The 15,297-nt window shown below is 59.9% G+C and carries 17 protein-coding genes; 12 read left to right on the top strand and 5 right to left on the bottom strand.

Going from position 1 to position 15,297, the window contains the following annotated elements:
• Positions 1-193 precede the first annotated feature (193 nt).
• Together ACRYCC_RS10475 and ACRYCC_RS10470 are read right to left on the bottom strand one after the other, a co-directional pair.
• Complete coding sequence (locus tag ACRYCC_RS10475; RefSeq protein WP_433810727.1) at positions 194-442, bottom strand: hypothetical protein; 249 nt, start codon at positions 440-442, stop codon at positions 194-196.
• 113 nt (positions 443-555) lie between these two features.
• A complete protein-coding gene (locus tag ACRYCC_RS10470) occupies positions 556-1,266 on the bottom strand; it encodes a GAF domain-containing protein (RefSeq protein WP_433810725.1) in 711 nt (236 codons plus the stop codon).
• A gap of 1,353 nt (positions 1,267-2,619) precedes the next feature.
• On the opposite strand from ACRYCC_RS10470, the gene ACRYCC_RS10465 reads away from it, so the two are divergent.
• From ACRYCC_RS10465 to ACRYCC_RS10445, 5 genes are all read left to right on the top strand, one after another.
• A complete protein-coding gene (locus ACRYCC_RS10465) occupies positions 2,620-2,928 on the top strand; it encodes a hypothetical protein (RefSeq protein WP_433810723.1) in 309 nt (102 codons plus the stop codon).
• A gap of 119 nt (positions 2,929-3,047) precedes the next feature.
• Complete coding sequence (locus ACRYCC_RS10460; protein WP_433810722.1) at positions 3,048-3,329, top strand: hypothetical protein; 282 nt, start codon at positions 3,048-3,050, stop codon at positions 3,327-3,329.
• Positions 3,330-3,378: 49 nt separating this feature from the next.
• Positions 3,379-3,651: a hypothetical protein gene (locus ACRYCC_RS10455; protein ID WP_433810720.1), complete on the top strand. Its 273-nt coding sequence runs from the start codon at positions 3,379-3,381 to the stop codon at positions 3,649-3,651.
• Between the two features lie 217 nt (positions 3,652-3,868).
• Positions 3,869-4,435, top strand: a complete 567-nt coding sequence (locus ACRYCC_RS10450) for an HD domain-containing protein (protein WP_433810718.1) — start codon at positions 3,869-3,871, stop codon at positions 4,433-4,435.
• 169 nt (positions 4,436-4,604) lie between these two features.
• Positions 4,605-5,342, top strand: a complete 738-nt coding sequence (locus tag ACRYCC_RS10445; protein WP_433810716.1) for a helix-turn-helix domain-containing protein — start codon at positions 4,605-4,607, stop codon at positions 5,340-5,342.
• A 138-nt stretch (positions 5,343-5,480) separates the two neighbouring features.
• Here ACRYCC_RS10445 and ACRYCC_RS10440 read toward each other — a convergent pair whose 3' ends face one another.
• The 3 genes from ACRYCC_RS10440 to ACRYCC_RS10430 are packed head-to-tail and all read right to left on the bottom strand — an operon-like array spanning position 5,481 to position 10,190.
• Complete coding sequence (locus tag ACRYCC_RS10440; RefSeq protein WP_433810714.1) at positions 5,481-9,173, bottom strand: DUF4365 domain-containing protein; 3,693 nt, start codon at positions 9,171-9,173, stop codon at positions 5,481-5,483.
• 58 nt (positions 9,174-9,231) lie between these two features.
• Positions 9,232-9,708 (bottom strand): NUDIX hydrolase, encoded by a 477-nt coding sequence (locus ACRYCC_RS10435; protein ID WP_433810712.1) that lies wholly within the window; start codon positions 9,706-9,708, stop codon positions 9,232-9,234.
• Complete coding sequence (locus ACRYCC_RS10430) at positions 9,708-10,190, bottom strand: RNA polymerase alpha/RpoL/Rpb11 family protein (RefSeq protein WP_433810710.1); 483 nt, start codon at positions 10,188-10,190, stop codon at positions 9,708-9,710. Before ACRYCC_RS10430 ends, ACRYCC_RS10435 begins: the two co-directional genes overlap by 1 nt.
• A gap of 449 nt (positions 10,191-10,639) precedes the next feature.
• Between ACRYCC_RS10430 and ACRYCC_RS10425 the strand changes: the two genes are divergently transcribed.
• The 7 genes from ACRYCC_RS10425 (at position 10,640) to ACRYCC_RS10395 (ending at position 15,217) form a co-directional block, all read left to right on the top strand.
• The gene (locus ACRYCC_RS10425) at positions 10,640-10,846 is read left to right on the top strand and encodes a hypothetical protein (RefSeq protein ID WP_433810708.1); all 207 of its coding nucleotides are present in this window, start codon (positions 10,640-10,642) and stop codon (positions 10,844-10,846) included.
• 170 nt (positions 10,847-11,016) lie between these two features.
• Positions 11,017-11,214: a hypothetical protein gene (locus tag ACRYCC_RS10420; protein ID WP_433810706.1), complete on the top strand. Its 198-nt coding sequence runs from the start codon at positions 11,017-11,019 to the stop codon at positions 11,212-11,214.
• Between the two features lie 29 nt (positions 11,215-11,243).
• A complete protein-coding gene (locus tag ACRYCC_RS10415) occupies positions 11,244-11,573 on the top strand; it encodes a hypothetical protein (RefSeq protein ID WP_433810705.1) in 330 nt (109 codons plus the stop codon).
• A gap of 167 nt (positions 11,574-11,740) precedes the next feature.
• Positions 11,741-13,363, top strand: a complete 1,623-nt coding sequence (locus ACRYCC_RS10410) for an FtsK/SpoIIIE domain-containing protein (protein ID WP_433810703.1) — start codon at positions 11,741-11,743, stop codon at positions 13,361-13,363.
• A 162-nt stretch (positions 13,364-13,525) separates the two neighbouring features.
• Complete coding sequence (locus tag ACRYCC_RS10405) at positions 13,526-13,696, top strand: helix-turn-helix domain-containing protein (protein WP_433810702.1); 171 nt, start codon at positions 13,526-13,528, stop codon at positions 13,694-13,696.
• 155 nt (positions 13,697-13,851) lie between these two features.
• Positions 13,852-14,028 (top strand): CopG family ribbon-helix-helix protein, encoded by a 177-nt coding sequence (locus tag ACRYCC_RS10400; RefSeq protein ID WP_433810700.1) that lies wholly within the window; start codon positions 13,852-13,854, stop codon positions 14,026-14,028.
• Entirely contained in the window at positions 14,006-15,217 is a 1,212-nt protein-coding gene (locus tag ACRYCC_RS10395; protein WP_433810698.1) for a site-specific integrase, read from the top strand. Before ACRYCC_RS10400 ends, ACRYCC_RS10395 begins: the two co-directional genes overlap by 23 nt.
• The last annotated feature ends 80 nt before the right edge of the window (positions 15,218-15,297 follow it).

Below are 15,297 nucleotides of genomic sequence, written 5' to 3'. Positions count from 1 at the left end.
CGATTGCTCCGGCAAGGCTGACCGTTCGCTCATTGTCCTTGCTTGAGCAGATTGAGCCCCCCCCATGGCCTGCTCGACCGGCAGGCCCGACAGCATAACCGGGTCACGTCCAGGGGTGTGGTGTATGAGTTGCCTACGCGTGCCCCGTTTCCGTAGCAACCGAATAAGTACCAGCTTGAAGGCTGGTTAATTGTCAACGGCTACGAGGAAAGCCACCAAAAACAAAAACCAGGAGCGAGGTGCCTCCAGCCAACATGGCTATCTTCCATTTCCCCTGGACGGCCCAGAATATCGCCATACTCGCGTACACGGAACTGGAGCCATAGATAAATATCTTGACCAGATCCGCTACTGGTCTTTTCTGATCAGGCCGCTCTACCAGCACGACGCTAGCTAGCTCGATCTCCGCCTGCTCGGCGTGCTGCTCGTAAGCGCCGCTCACATAATCCTGCGCCCTTATGCTGCCTTGTAGAAATTTCTGACCCTCCGGCGTTATGAGTGGCGTTGAGAAATCCCTAGCTCTTGACATCATCTTTCCCCTCTCGCGCGTAAGTATTACTTCCCGACTAGACCTTTTACCCTCTCTACGATTACTTCGATACCTTGCTTGTCGAGCATGGCAAGACCGACCGACAGGATTCCCGCCATAAGTATCAAGAGCTCTTTATCGACCTCGGAGAGGGGAGAGTCGGAATCCGCAGTTAGCATTCCAAAGTGCGTCTGACCAGCACGTACGGGAACCGATATAAAACTAATGTAGTCCTTGTCCTTGGCGCCCCGGAACCCTTCAGGCGGGTCCTTTCTCAAATTCTCCACGAAGTATGCATCCTCGCCCAGAGCAACTTTGATAGCGAGATCATCATGATCGCTCTCCCGTTCAACGAATCTCAATCTCGGAGCACTTGTGCCCGGACGACCTTCAGACTCGATTCTTAGGAGCACCTTTCTGATGCCCTTGGAAGAAGACTCGTCTATCAAATGATAATAGGCCGCTCGCATCTTGGAGCCATTAGTTACTTGATTGCCCAGCTCAGCGCGAGCGAGTGCGACTATACGATTAATCAATATGCGCACTGAAGCTATTCTATCATCCTGACCACCGGCGGTCGCCATGTTTCCGAGAGCAACAATTAAAGGCTGCCCACCGTCCACTATGGCGGTAGTCAATTTGGCCTTCGCGTCAACAGCCTCTTTCTTCGCTAGCAGAGCGAGATCGCGAGAGGCGGCTGCGGTGCGTTCCTTGATAAGATTTAGCAGACCAGTCACTGCAGTAAGTAGAATAGCCCCAACGAAGCAGTAAAATTTTACTGCTCCTCTGCTATTCGTCGCAATTGCCGTGAGTGCGGCGGCCCCAGCGGGTGGGACAACCGGAATACAATATCTCCAAAGAAACCCAGAACTCACCCGGTCCCAATTTGGCATACAAATACCCTTCAGCCAAGGAAATATGATTCTTTGGCTCAAAAGGTACATGACATCATCCCGCCTTGAACAAGACTCCCCCAACACGGTGTGTATCGGAAGCGTGACAGTGGTGTAGCCCCCACTGCACCTACACCCCCCGGACCCGAATTGTCCCCCACTGTCCACTAGTTCACCTTTTAAAACAAGATCTTGCACGCGCTAAATCTCCTCAGCAATCCCCAGTCTGCCCTCCTTTCATGATCCAAAATTTCGAGGTGGCCATATAATCACTAGTACGTAAGACAAGCTTCGAGAGATCACTCGCTCGCGAACGGGTCTTGCTGACAACTTCGAGCCCCCTCTCCACTCTGCCTTGGGTCGAGCGCCGCAAGTCTATTTTCCTTGATCGCCGGGATCATGTCCTGAACATAGTTGTCGCTGACCTGCATAAGTGTGATGCCGTTGCGGGCTTTTGGTCCGGCTGGACATCAACGCCACGATCGCCGGCCCCAGTCTCCGCCGGTTCCTCGCGGGGCATGTGATCCGCTGGCTAAAGACCTTCCCGAGATGGCTCGTCTTCTATCGGCGGCACAGTGGACGTACTTAGACGTCCCCTGATGTCTCTGGAGAGGTCCCAGCACCGGCGCGAGGCTCATGGACGGGGCGATGCAATCCGTCTCGTCACCTCACCGTCCGTCCGGGGCGGGAGGCCAGACCCGCGCCGTAGCCCCAAGGAAGTGGCACGGCCGTCCAGGTATAGAGATGAGCTCAAGCGCGACGCGATGTGGCTGGCTGGTCCTCAGGTGTCTCCCCGCGGATGCGGTTCTCACGGACTACCTCGCCACAGTCTCGACGGCCCGGGCAGACCGCTGTCCCAACGCTTCCTCGCTGAGAAGCACGGCGTTGACCGGCGGAAGGTAAGAGAGATCATCTCCACAGTGGTGCAACCCGAGCCAGCGTGAACGACAGAGACCCCCAGCCGTCCGGACCCGGACTCGGCTGGGGGTTTCTTCATGTCTGGACGCACGGGAGACGTCCCCGAAGACGGATGCGACCAACCCAGAGAGGACGTCCTTAGACGTCCCGTGATGTCCATGGAGAGGTCCCGACGCTGACGCGAGGCTCGTGCACATGGCGATGCGCTCCGTATCCGCCATCTCACCGCCCATCGGACGTGGAGACCCGACCCACGCCACAGCGCAAGGAGATGTTCCCGTGAGCCCGATCGACCGGCCTCGTGAGGCCGATGCCGAAGTTCCTGACGATCCACGCGCAGCCCGCCTGTCGGCCCTGTCCGTCACGTTGCGGGCTCACGGGCTCGTCGCGGAACCAGAAGACGATCTGCGGTTGCGGGTGTGGTCTCCGCTCCGTCCCGGGTTCGCGTTGGTGGTGCGGTGTTCTCGCCGAGCGTCGGACGGTGATCGGCTGTGGTTCATCAGCACGCAAGGACGGCCGTTGAAGGAAGCCGACGACATCACCGGCGCCGTGATGGCCATCAAGAGCCTTACGGCGGTACGGATGTGAACGGAACGCACGGCAGGACGTTCGCGTCATGGCTATCCCTGCTGCCATCCCGGCACAGCACCTACCAGAGCGGTCACACCTCGCACCGACACACCAGACCTGACCGTGACAGCACGCACATGGCCGGTGATCTCAATCAGGTCGAGGCGGAGCAGGCCCGGTGGCTGGGGGCATCCCGTCCGGGCTGGCTGGTGATCTGGTCGCCCTGGAGACGGACGTTCACCGCGTTCGCCTACTTCGCTCCAGACGCCGTCGTGATCGATGAGATGGCCGTTGATCGACTTCTCGTCGCGATGCGTGAGACCGAACAGCGTTACGCAATCCCGGTATCCGTTCCTGCTTATACGAGTGGGACGGCAGCAGTCTCACGGAACGACGCGACGGTGCAGCGGACCCGTTGAGCGGTTGAGGTCAACAGTAACGATCAATCTGAGGAGAGCCATGGAGGGTATGACCAGGCAGGAACATGAGAGGCGATCGCTGTCCGCCTTGGTCGATGCTCTGGAGCAACTCGGAGCGGAAGCAACGCTTTCGGGTCCGGGAGCGAGCGCTGTGCTTTTTCGTGACGGTACGCCGATCGGCGGCGCATACGTCGTGGTCAGCATGGGCTCCCAGTTGTCGTGGGGCTCTGGCGACGGCCTTAAGCATCCCGTCTGGGACGTGCCCGGAGCAGCACGGGCGATCCATGCCTTCATGCTGGCCCAGGGGAATGCACAGTGCTGAGGGTGCCCAGAGCGACTGACGAACACAGCCATGCGGATGAGTAGACCCCTGTGACCGGGCGGTGCGTAGCCGCGCGGCCCCGTCGAAACCGTCCGGTCACAGGTTCCGCAACCAGGGCGGGCATGGATCTACGGCAGGGACGTCTTGCCGTGAGACGTCCCAAGACACTCCGCAGAGACCCGTGGATGTCCTACTCAGCGCGTCTACCGTCGATCTCATGAGCAACAAAGCCGCCTGGGCAAGCGAGATCGCCCGCAAACTTCTCGAAGTCCCGTTGCCGCGCCGATGGGCTCACACCCAAGGCGTTGCTCGGCAGGCCCGAAGCCTTGCCCCCATCCTCGGTAGTGACGCCGATCTCCTCGAAGCCGCCGCATGGCTGCACGACATCGGCTACAGCCCCGAGATCGCCGTTACCGGCTTCCACCCCCTTGACGGCGCACGCTACCTCCGCGACGTCCAGCGCGCGGAAGACCTGCTGTGCCGCCTCGTCGCCGGCCACTCCTGCGCGCACATCGAAGCCGAACAGCGCGGCCTCGCCGAACAGCTCGCCGTCGAGTTCCCTCCCGTCGACCAAGTACTCAGCGACGCTCTGAGCTACTGCGACATGACGACCACTCCAGATGGAACAGCGACAGTCGTGACCCACCGTCTCTCCGAGATACAAGAGCGCTACGGCCCCGATCACCTGGTCAGCCACTTCGTACAGCTCGCCGAACCCCACCTCATCGGCGCAGTTCGCAACACGCAAGAGAGAGCACGACGCCCCAAGATCGCGGTCCACTGACAACCTCTAAAGCCTGCCGCCATGCGAAGCCGTGAGATGACGTGACAACGCCCATCATGCAGACCCGGTATCGGACTCCGCCTTGGACGGAGCCTCTCTCCAGCGAGCTAGGGACGTCTAGGGACGTCTTCTGTTAGCGTCAGGAGTTCGTACCCCGGGGAGGTCCGCAGTGAACGAGCCCTTGCGGCGCGCACTCACGAACGCGCAACTCAGCGAACACGACGTTGCGGCACGTCTGGCCGTTGACGCCAAGACCGTACGGCGCTGGCTCGCCGGTCGCACGCCATACGCCCGCCATCGGTCAAGCCTGGCAGCCCTCATCGGGATGCAGGAAAGCGAGCTATGGCCAGCCCTCCCGGCCACCCCACAGACTTCAGCGTCGCCACCGCTCGAGGTGCTGGCCACTTACCCTCACCGCTGGGCCGTACCCCACGGGACATGGCAAGGGCTCTTCGAGTCCGCTGAACGGGAGATTGGCATCCTGGTTTACGCTGGCCTCTTCATCTCCGAAGATATCGGCATTCTGCGAACCCTCGAAAGCAAGGCACAAGCGAATGTCGCTGTCCGGATCCTGCTGGGCGATCCAGACAGTCCTCAAATCACGACACGCGGGGAAGACGAGGGAATCGGTACCGCCATATCCGCCAAGATCCGGAACGCCCTCACCTTCTACCAGAAACTCCGCACTATCGAGGGCATCGAAATCCGGCTTCACCAGACTCCACTTTATGCTTCCATCTACCGAGCTGACGACGAACTTCTCGTCAACCCACATGTCTATGGAATTCCCGCCGCTCAATCACCCGTGCTCCATGTCCGAATGGTAGAAGACGGCGACATTGCCAGCATGTACCTCGGCAGCTTCGAACGCGTCTGGGCCAATACCGCGCCGTGTTCACGCTTATGATCCGCTGAGTGTGCTCTGACATACCTGCGTCGAGCTAGGACCATAGACGACGTGCAACTCGCAGAAAATGGCGTCATGGCCTCGCTGAATGAAGCGAACCCCGAGAATAGCGCGAGCCAAGCTACCTCAGCAGGCCATCTATTCTTCCCTCAGAACGTCAGCCACAAAGTTTTCGACATCTTCTAGATAGGCCATTTGCCCCAGAATCATCGCGGCATTGGGCACAAAGGTTTGAGGGTCAGGAATTTCGAGCAATTCTGCCAACTCTCTCGCACGCACGAGACCGAGCCGGGCTACACTCACATTACTTTGCTGTTCAAACCCAGCCAAAGCTACGACGGCAAGCATAGTTGATGCAGCTGCCGGAGAGTCGAGCCATTTATCGGCAGCTCCAGCCATCGCTGACACCTGCCATGCAGGAAGCAATTCTGCTTGCTCGAGGGCAACTTTAGCGTAAATAACCGCCAGCTCCTTCAGTGGGTACTCTCGCCAAGCCCACCAAGAGGCTCGACTCAATTGGGCCGCGGCTGCTCCGGCTGGCATCCACCCATCAGTCTCTGCCTGGACTAGGAGATCTTCCAAATCAACCGGAATATCGACAACGTGCTCCGCAAGAAAATCACGCATCAACAGTTGTTGATCGTAGATAGCAGAGGCGATTTCTGTTTCTGCCAAAGCGCCTTCCGCTCTTTCAATTCTCCTGTTGACAAGGGCTTCATGTAGGGCAGCAGTACTAAAAGACTTGACGCCAACGCTATGCGCCAACGCACGTAGCGCGACATCGTCACTCCAAAGTGGAGTATTTTCGCGATGTGCCAGTTCAATTGGATCTAGCCAAGGTCGAGCAGCCAAAATGTCATTAAATCTTTCAAACAGACTGAGCGAGTGGATTGACCTGACGGTTGCATTACGAGCCACTTCGTCGAGATCTTCTGATCTCTCCAATAGGCGCGCTTGATCCTGAGCGGACGCTTCACGTGAGACGAGCCTTCGTTCCCTTTCATCCCAGCCAATAGTTCCCGCACTTCCGGTAAGACCTCGGGCGCGCACAGCCGCAATCGTCACGTCATCGCGTGAACTGGCAGGCAAAAGTAGGTCTGAAAAATGACCAAATATATCACCAATACTAGCTATCGAGCTAATCATGCATAGTGCACTAGCCTCTATAACAACCGGCCCTTCAAGAGCGGATAGCGCTGCTGACATCTCCGCTGTATGGACGCCCCCGTCAAAAGCGACCGCTACCTGCACGCCGACCGCGCGCTCAAGTATAGTCAAAGCATATGACTTATTGCCAGCTAGGGCTAGCATACCCAAGGGCATTGCGCCAAGCCCGACTTTTCTGATCAACTCTCGTATGAGACCATAATCCCTATTGGAAAATTCTTGATAAAAATGCTCGATCAGTTGCTCCGGTGAAAGGTTAAGCCTCTGAATTATTGTCGAATCCGCATGAAGATCCGCATAGGCGTTCAACGCGGCGAACGCTTTTCTGCGCAAATCAGATTGCACTACTGAGCGGGCATCAGCGCTCAGCTCATCAATGCCACTGTCCTCGTCATTCGATTTGTCTTCGACACTGCGAGTCGTTGAAATAATATGCAAAAGTACCGCTCCCGAGAATTCATTGTCTTCTTCGAAGCGACTGGCAAGAGCTAGGCCTTGAGCGACCAAATGGTCATCCCATGGCCGGCTAATCATTACTCTCAGCCATATTTTTGCTTCACTGATATCACGTGGGATGAGCTGGAACTCGAGAATTACTTCGGCGGCCCGCTGGTCTCTCCGCTGATTGAGTTGAGCCCGTATTAGATTCCACCGGTCAGAAACGTCGGGTACCGCTGCCAATGCACTGGTTAGATAGCGCTCAACGGAACCCCAGTCTTCACGCGAAGCTGCTTGCTGTGCAAAATAGCGATATGCGCGAGCACGCTGAATTCCAATTATCGCAGATTCTGCAATAACCTCCTGGCCTACCGACTCTGCTTTTTCATTGTGACCGAGTTGCACCAGTATCTCAAAACGCTGAGCGAGAAAATCAGGATCACGCAAGCGATCGTATGCACGTCGGCAGGCAACCTCAGCCTCCTCGAGCCTGCTCGCGTTTACCAGGAGAATAATTAGATGATGAGCGGCAGCCACTTCTCGATCTGCCAGTGACCGCAGTTTAGGCAGAGCCTCATCGAGGCTACGGTAAGCCGTCAGAATCGCCGCCGCCAGAGCGCGATTCGTATCTGAGGTGATACCTTGCTCGATTAGAGAGTCTAGAGCAGAGACATAATCTTCGCCAAGCGATGCTAGCCTCATCACCGATGAGATTAGAAGATCATACATATTAGCTTCTTGCGATTCTCGCAAATGTTCTCTAGCTAGCTGTATGCTTTGTTCTTTGGTGGGGTTGCCAGAAAACTCTAGCTTGAGCCGTTCCCTGTATTCTTGATCTTCCAAAGCATCCAGAAGATCAGATATAACACTCTCACGATTCAGGAGCTTCGCGGCGCCGAGGACCGTGTAAGCGATCTTTCGGTCACGAAATTCATGGGGCAGAGCTTCACCGTACGGCTCAGGCGAGCCCAATTGAACTACCTTTTCATAGTCACTTTGAAGCATCAGCACTGAGAGTACGTCACTTAGCGCCTCTATTGTGCCTCCATCCCATTTCCGACGTTGGATTAGTGCACGATTTGCCCAGTCAAACGCATGCACCAGGTGGCCGGGATTATCGCCATTTTGAAGGGCTTGTTTGACGTAGGCATCCGAAAGCGCAAGCATATAGGTGCTGGCATCCGGTCTGAGGGAATGGGCTTTAAGGAGTCTCTCTGTGCATTTATCGTATCTATGTTGACGTTGGAACTGTATTGCCAGCAGACCTTGTGCGGCCGCTTCTTTTTGAGATTCTTCTGTAGAAAAATCAAGATCGTCTGGCAGTGTGAATGGATGAGCGCTTCCAGCTGGATGGCCCACCAAGATCGCTCCTATTCGCGCGAGGAGGTCACCTCCTGGTAGCGGCTGAGCACGATCAAATAGAGTTCGAGCTCGTTGCCTATCCTCTTCCGCCAACTGGAGTCCAGCGAGCGCCAAGAGCCGACCCTTTCGCTCAGGGTTGAGTTCTGATGCACGCTCAAAAGCATCGGCGGCGGCTCGATTCAAATTGTGCTCGGATGCATACGCACCAATCGCGCTCCAACCGTATGAGCCAGCTTCTTGCAGCCAACTCGGTTCTCCAGCAAGTAGAGTTTCTACCGTGAGCCCAGGATTTACGCGCCCCTCTGCCAGGAACAACGCTAGCCAGGCCGTAGCGGCGGGTGATATCTCCCAGGACTTTTCGATGTTTTCGACTGCAGACGGCGGAAGAAATTCGAGGTTCTTTCGATAACGCTCACTGGCACGCATACCCATATCTTTGGCTATGTCAAGCCAGGCATCTTGAGCCGTGACTATCGTCTGTTCCCTCGGAACCGTAATCGCGAATCCTTTGCCGGTACTGCGCACAGTCTGAGAATTCACATGCTCCCAGTAGGCGATCTCCTCATCGAGATCAACGATCACTACTATCACAGGCAATGCATGCTTCAACCAGTACCGAACGTGCTTAGTCTTCGGAACAAAGGTCCAGCCGTTGGCATTGGGCCTAGAAAAGAACGAAGGTCCTCCCTTTACCTGAAGTGCTAGGAGACGGCCCGTGGGTAGACCATCATCCTTGATCTCGACCTGCCCATCGATGCCGTAATCAAGGACCTGCTGAGAGCGATAGAACCAGCGAAGCGACATCAGGACTTGCTTGTTGACTATGGCGACGGCCGCCTCGCCAGCGAGATCAGGATCAAGCATGATCAAACCCGTTCATAACTCAGTAGATAGCCGTGGCGAGTGTGAGAAGAACAAACGACTAGACAATGACTGGCGTGTCCCGCTGCTCTAGGTAGTGCTTGATCCGTAGACGCATTGAACGATCCATGCTCAAAGCTTCGATCTCTGTTGGGGCTATCCATTGCACCTGACTGGATTCCTCGCTTGGTGTCGGTGTGCCGCCAGCTGGCCGAGCGATAAGGACGATCGAGAATTCTTGGCGGACTTCGTCGTTGCTGGTGTAGTGGATTACGTGTTTGGGGTCGGTGTAGATGCCGACAATGCCGGTGATCTCGCAGTCGATACCGGTTTCTTCGCGGGTTTCGCGGACGGCGGCTTGGGCTACGGATTCGCCGAGGTCGATGGCGCCGCCGGGGAGTGCCCAGTTGTCGTTGTCGGTGCGGCGGATAAGGAGGATCTCGCCGTTGTCGTTGGCGACTAGGACGTTGACGGAGGGGACCATACTGTTGACGGGGGGTGCGTTGGGGTCGTCGTAGTAGTCGATGCGGCGTGCCATCAGTCCCCCGGTAGTGGTGTGGCGCCTTCCCAGACGCGTTCGAAGCTTTCGGTGTAGGTGTTGAACAGGTCGCCGCCGGCGACCTTGCGCAGGTGCCAGAGGGGGGCCTGGGCGGCGTTGATGCCGTAGACGTGGGTGTTGACGAAGAGTTGTTCGTCGGACTGGTAGATCGAGTTGTAGAGCACTGTGCGGTGTAGCCGGAGCTCGACGCCCTCGACGGCTCTCAGCGGCCGGTAGAGCACGAGGGCGTTGCGGACCTTGGTCGCTACGGCTTCATCGATGCCCTCGTCTTGGCCTCGTTGGGCGACCTGGGGGCTGTCGGGGTCACCGAGGAGGATCCGGACCCGTACGCCTGCTTGGGCCTTCTCGCGGAAGAGGCGCTGTATTCCGTTGTCTTCGGCGAGGAACAGGCCGACGTAGACCAGGACCCCGATCTCTTGCTTCGCTGTGGCGAACAGATGTCCCCATGCGTCCCTTGGCATGGCCCAGCGGTGCGGGTAGATGGTGACAAGTTCGCTCCCGGACGCCGCCGCTACTTGCTCCTGTGAGAGGGCGTCCGGCCAGAGGTAGGTCTCATCGAATCCGAGGCGTGAAGCTACTGCGTAGCGGTGCTTTCGGTACGGGACTCGATCCTGAGTGATCCACCGCTCGACGGTCTTTTGATCTACGCCGATCGTCTCGGCGAGAGCCGCAATCGTCAGCCCTTGTTGCAAGAGGGCTGCTCGCAACCGTTCGTTCGGCATACACCCAACCGGTTTCGCAGGACGTCTCAGGACGTCCCCACCCTAACGGAGGACGTCACGCGTACGTCCGGTCACGCAGTGATCTCGTCCTACCTCTCAGACGGATCCTCTTTCTCGTAAGCACCACAACCCGCCCGAGCCGAATCCCACAGAAACGGCACTGGGCGCCACGAGAAGGAGTGATCTACATGATTCTCGCTCTGAGCACTATCGCCGCCGTCTTCCTCGGCGGCATCACCCTCGGCGTGTTCGTGACGGTCGTCCTCGGCATCCACGCTGAGGAACGCCGCATGACCGAAGCCGACGCCGCTCTCACCCGCACTGGGCAAGCCTCCCGCCGGCTGCTCAGCGTCCACGTCCGCAACGACGCCGAGCGCGAAGAGACAGGCAGGTGAGCATGCGACTTCCGAGAAGCATCACCGGCGATTCCTGCCCGTGCAGTGCCCGCGTCGAGCCGGGCATGTGGCGGTGCGTCAAGTGCCGCTCCCGTGCCCGGTGGCGTCGCCGCAAGGCCCGTTACCCCGACCTGTGAGGCACACAGCCGAAACCGGAAGGAAGTGAGGCTGTGACCGTTTCCGTTCCGCTGGTGGCGGTGCTCGGAGTGGTCGCCTTCCTGGCGTACCGCTACATGGGCCTGCGTGTCTGGCACGCCGCCGTGTGCCTGCTCTTCGGGTTCTTCCTCGCCGCCACCGGTGCCGCACCGCAGATCCGCCACCTCGTCGCCGGCATTCTCACCTGGCTCACCGGCTCCCCACCCCATTGACGACCACTCCTCAAGGAGGTGATGCCCTAGTGACCGACACACCCCACGAGCCCGAACCCGACCTTCAGGAGGTTGCGACCCGCAACCAGGCCGCACACGAGATCATCGCTGGCTTCCAGACCACGAGTCCCGCCGAGATCTGGCGCTACATCGAGACCGCACTTGCCGACGTCCCCGCCCTCGTCGCGGAGGTCGCCCGTCTGCGGACAGACCTCGACGCCACCCGGCTCAATCGCGCCAACCTCGCCGCCGCCGCTCTGGCCACCATCGCCGCCCACCACGAGGGCGAGCCCGATCCCCTGTCCTACCTCCGCGACGAACTGACCGCCCAAGCGCACACGCTCAGAGGGCACGGATGACCCGCGCCCACCAGATGCGACGGCACGCCCGCAAGATGCGGCGCTACGGCCTGCAACCAATGATCGTCATCAACAACGACGACCAACTACCGGACATCGCGGCCGTACTGATCGCCCGCGCCTTGTGGCGGTACCGGTCAGAACTCGCTCCCGCCTACCTCGCGGCCGTGCTGGCACTCGGCGCAGCCATCCTCCACATCACACACCCGGACTGGTGGCCCTACCTCCTCGTCGCCGCAGTAGTGGCCGCGTGGAGTCTGGCGGTTTGGGGCAAGCGCGTGGGCTTGGCGCTGCCCGTCGAGCGGTACTACGCCGCCACGGTGACCATGTGCGCCGGTAGCTGGCTTGCCGCCGCTACCGGTCTTGGAGTCACTGGTTGGCCGCTCCCGCAAGCCCTCGTCATCGGAGGGTTGTTGCTGGCGTTGCCCTGGTGGATTCACCGCAGACGCCGCGCCAAGGTCCGTGTGGATCGCCAACTCGCGGCATGGCCCGAGATCGCCCAAGCGGTCGGATTGGCCGGTTCCCGAGTCCAGTCCGCAATGGTGGACGTGTGGGGATGGCGCGCACGCGTCGCCCTGGCGCGCGGACAGACCATCAACGACGTGATCGCGAAGGTACCGGCCATCGAATCGGCGCTCGGGACCTTCCGGGGAGCCGTCCGCGTCTCCCCTACCAGAGAGGACCTGGCCAACCGGTTCGAGTTGCGGGTCCTGGCCACCGATCCGCACGCGGACGCGATCGCCTGGCCCGGGCCGTCCGTCGCCTCGATCGCCGAACCGATCGACCTCGGACCCTTCGAGGACGCCACGGCGGCGCGGGTACTGCTGCTCCGCCGGCACGCTCTCATCGGCGGGATCGCCGGGTCCGGCAAGAGCGGCGGCATCAACGTCCTCATGGGCAACCTCACCGCCTGCCCTGACGTGGTCATCTGGGCGATCGACCTCAAACGCGGCATGGAACTCCAGCCATGGGCCTCTTGCCTCGATCGCCTCGCCATCACCCCCGAACAGGCACACGCCCTCCTGCGTGACGCCGTCGCCGTACTGGAGGCCCGTGCCGCCTGGCTCGCCGCACGAGGCCGCCGCGTGTGGGAACCGACCCCGGGCATGCCTGCGCTGGTGATCGTCATCGATGAGTACGCCGAACTCAGCGACGACGCACCCCAGGCGATCAGCGACGCCGATTCCATCGCGCGACGAGGCCGCGCCGTCGCCGTGACCCTCATCGCCGCCACCCAACGCCCCACCCAGAAAGCCATGGGCAAGGGAGCCGTCCGCTCCCAGATGGACGTACGCGTCAGCTTCCGCGTGCGAGAGCGCAAGGACGTCGACCTCATCCTCGGACAGGGGATGCTCACCGCCGGATGGCACGCCCACACCCTCAACGCGCCCGGCAAGTTCCTCATCTCCGCACCCGAACACGACACGCCCCGCCGAGCCCGCGCCTACCTACTGACCGACGAGACCGTGACCGACGCCGCCCAGCAACACAGTCAGCTTCGGCCGATCCTCGATGAGGTCTCCCGGATGGCGATCGACGAGGCGCACGCGGGAGTCCACCTGCACAGCGAACAGCCCCCTTCCCAGAAGGCAGAGGACGGCGAGCAAGACGACCAGCCCGAGACGCTGCTGTGGGCGATGCTGACCGCCGCACCCGCCGAGGGCATCCCGGTACCCCACCTGATGAAGGCGACCGGCATGAGCCGCCCATGGATCTACCAACGGCTCCGCTCCCTCGCTGACGCCGGCCGTGTCATCCAGATCAGTCGGGGACGTTGGCGCGCCTCGTAGCCACTCTCAGTGACTTGTCTACGTCTACGTCTCGCGCGCGCCTGCACGTAAGGGGCGTAACGAGGCGTAGACGTAGACAAAGACCGACCACCCATCGTGACGAACGGAGACCACCACGAATCAACACCCACACCCGAGAGCACTCGGGAGAAGGAGGTGAGCATGCAGACCTACACCGTCGAGCAGATCGCCGAAACCCTCCAAGTCGGCCGAGACAAGGTCTACTTCCTGCTTCGTACCGGCCAACTCCGAAGCATCAAGATCGGCAAGCTCCGTCGCATCACCGACGAGCACCTTGCCGAGTTCATCGCTTCCCTCGACGGGAAGCGATGACGAGCGTAGAACGCTGTGCTACGTTGCTCTACGAAAGGTCCGGGGCGCGCCCCACGCGGGGAAGGCTCCGAGACCACGCCTCTTTGATAACTCCATCGACGCGAGCGCGCTCCCTCCGATCGGCATCAACACGATCACGAAGGAAGGACGCTCACATGACAGGCGACAGAACCACGCTTCCCCCCGTACGAGTGGAGGCCGAGTTCAAAGAACGCCTGGCCAGATACGCCGCATCGCAGGAACGCGACGTGTCATGGGTCATCAGGAAGGCGATCAAGGAATACCTCGACAACCACGAGGAGGGATCCCTTGGCAAAGATCCTGATCGGTAAGTACCAGGGGACGATCTACGCCGAGGGAGACGGCTTCACCGGAGCCCTCTCCCTCGGATTCGCCCCCGACGGCAGGCGCAAGCGCCTCAAGAGGAAGGGCAAGACCAAGACCGACGTCAAAGACAAGCTGATCAAAGCCGTCGATGAACTGAACTCCGGCATCAAGAGTCCCGAGAACTACACGGTCAAGAACGCCGTAGAGGACTGGCTGTCCAAGGGACTCAAGGGCCGCGATCCGACGACGATCGACACCAACCGCATCCTCGCCGAAAAGCACGTCATCCCGCTGATCGGCAAGAAGAAACTCAAGGATCTCCGAGCCGACGAAGTCGATGACTGGCTCGACGGACTCACCGAGAAACTGTCCACCCGGAGCCTGCAAGGGGTCCACGCGATTCTCAAGCGGTCCATCCGGCAGGCTCAGGCCCGTGACAAGGTGCTCCGCAACGTGGCCGCACTGGTCACCACCCCCAAGGGCAGGGCCGGCAGGCCGAGCAAGGCCCTGACCTTCGACCAGGCCAAAGCCGTACTGCAACACGCCAAGGCATCACGACTGAACGCCTACGTCGTGCTCAGCCTGATGACCGGCATCCGCACCGAGGAGGCACGCGCTCTCCGGTGGCAGCACGTCGTCGCATGGGTCAACGACGAGGTCGGCTGGCGACCGGTCACCGAAGTCGGCTTCCGACACACGAGGTTCGCCGTCTACGTCTGGCGATCCGTACGCGCGGGAGGCGACACCAAGACCAAGAAATCCCGCCGGACACTGGAACTCCCCGCAGAGGCGGCAAGAGCCCTCACGAAACACCGCAAGCGCCAAGGCATCCAACGAGTCCGAACCGGGGAGGCATGGCATGAACACGGCCTCGTGTTCTGCTCCCAGGTCGGAACACCCCTCGACGCACACAACGTGCGCCGAACCTTCAAGTCCATCACCAAGAACGCGGGCATCGGCGAAGACTGGATTCCCCGCGAACTCCGCCACTCGTTCGTATCGATCATGAGCGACAACGGCGTACCCGTCGAGACCATCGCCGATCTCGTCGGGCACGCGGGCACCTACGTCACAGAGAAGATCTACCGGCACCAGCTCAAGCCCGTGATCACCAAGGGCGCCGAGACCATGAACACCATCTTCGGGTCGAGCCCGTCCGCCCAGAGCGGCGAACAGTCCGTCAAGTCCGCGTGACGATGGCTCCCCGTTTGGCTCCTATCGGCCAATAAGATCGAAAAAGGGTTCCGGATGATCTCCGGAACCCTTCCTCACCA

Source organism: Actinomadura scrupuli (assembly GCF_050971785.1).
Taxonomy (GTDB): Bacteria; Actinomycetota; Actinomycetes; order Streptosporangiales; family Streptosporangiaceae; genus Actinomadura_E; species Actinomadura_E scrupuli.
Note: the sequence above shows the minus strand (reverse complement) of the source record. Positions and strands in the feature narration are given on the sequence as shown.

What these genes read in the sequence shown, in the direction of transcription:
- ACRYCC_RS10450 (WP_433810718.1), top strand. Translation starts at nt 3,869, where the DNA reads ATGAGCAACAAAGCCGCCTGGGCAAGCGAGATCGCCCGCAAACTTCTC.
- ACRYCC_RS10400 (WP_433810700.1), top strand. Translation starts at nt 13,852, where the DNA reads ATGACAGGCGACAGAACCACGCTTCCCCCCGTACGAGTGGAGGCCGAG.
- ACRYCC_RS10440 (WP_433810714.1), bottom strand. Translation starts at nt 9,173, where the DNA reads ATGCTTGATCCTGATCTCGCTGGCGAGGCGGCCGTCGCCATAGTCAAC.
- ACRYCC_RS10435 (WP_433810712.1), bottom strand. Translation starts at nt 9,708, where the DNA reads ATGGCACGCCGCATCGACTACTACGACGACCCCAACGCACCCCCCGTC.
- ACRYCC_RS10405 (WP_433810702.1), top strand. Translation starts at nt 13,526, where the DNA reads ATGCAGACCTACACCGTCGAGCAGATCGCCGAAACCCTCCAAGTCGGC.
- ACRYCC_RS10460 (WP_433810722.1), top strand. Translation starts at nt 3,048, where the DNA reads ATGGCCGGTGATCTCAATCAGGTCGAGGCGGAGCAGGCCCGGTGGCTG.
- ACRYCC_RS10430 (WP_433810710.1), bottom strand. Translation starts at nt 10,190, where the DNA reads ATGCCAAGGGACGCATGGGGACATCTGTTCGCCACAGCGAAGCAAGAG.
- ACRYCC_RS10425 (WP_433810708.1), top strand. Translation starts at nt 10,640, where the DNA reads ATGATTCTCGCTCTGAGCACTATCGCCGCCGTCTTCCTCGGCGGCATC.
- ACRYCC_RS10455 (WP_433810720.1), top strand. Translation starts at nt 3,379, where the DNA reads ATGACCAGGCAGGAACATGAGAGGCGATCGCTGTCCGCCTTGGTCGAT.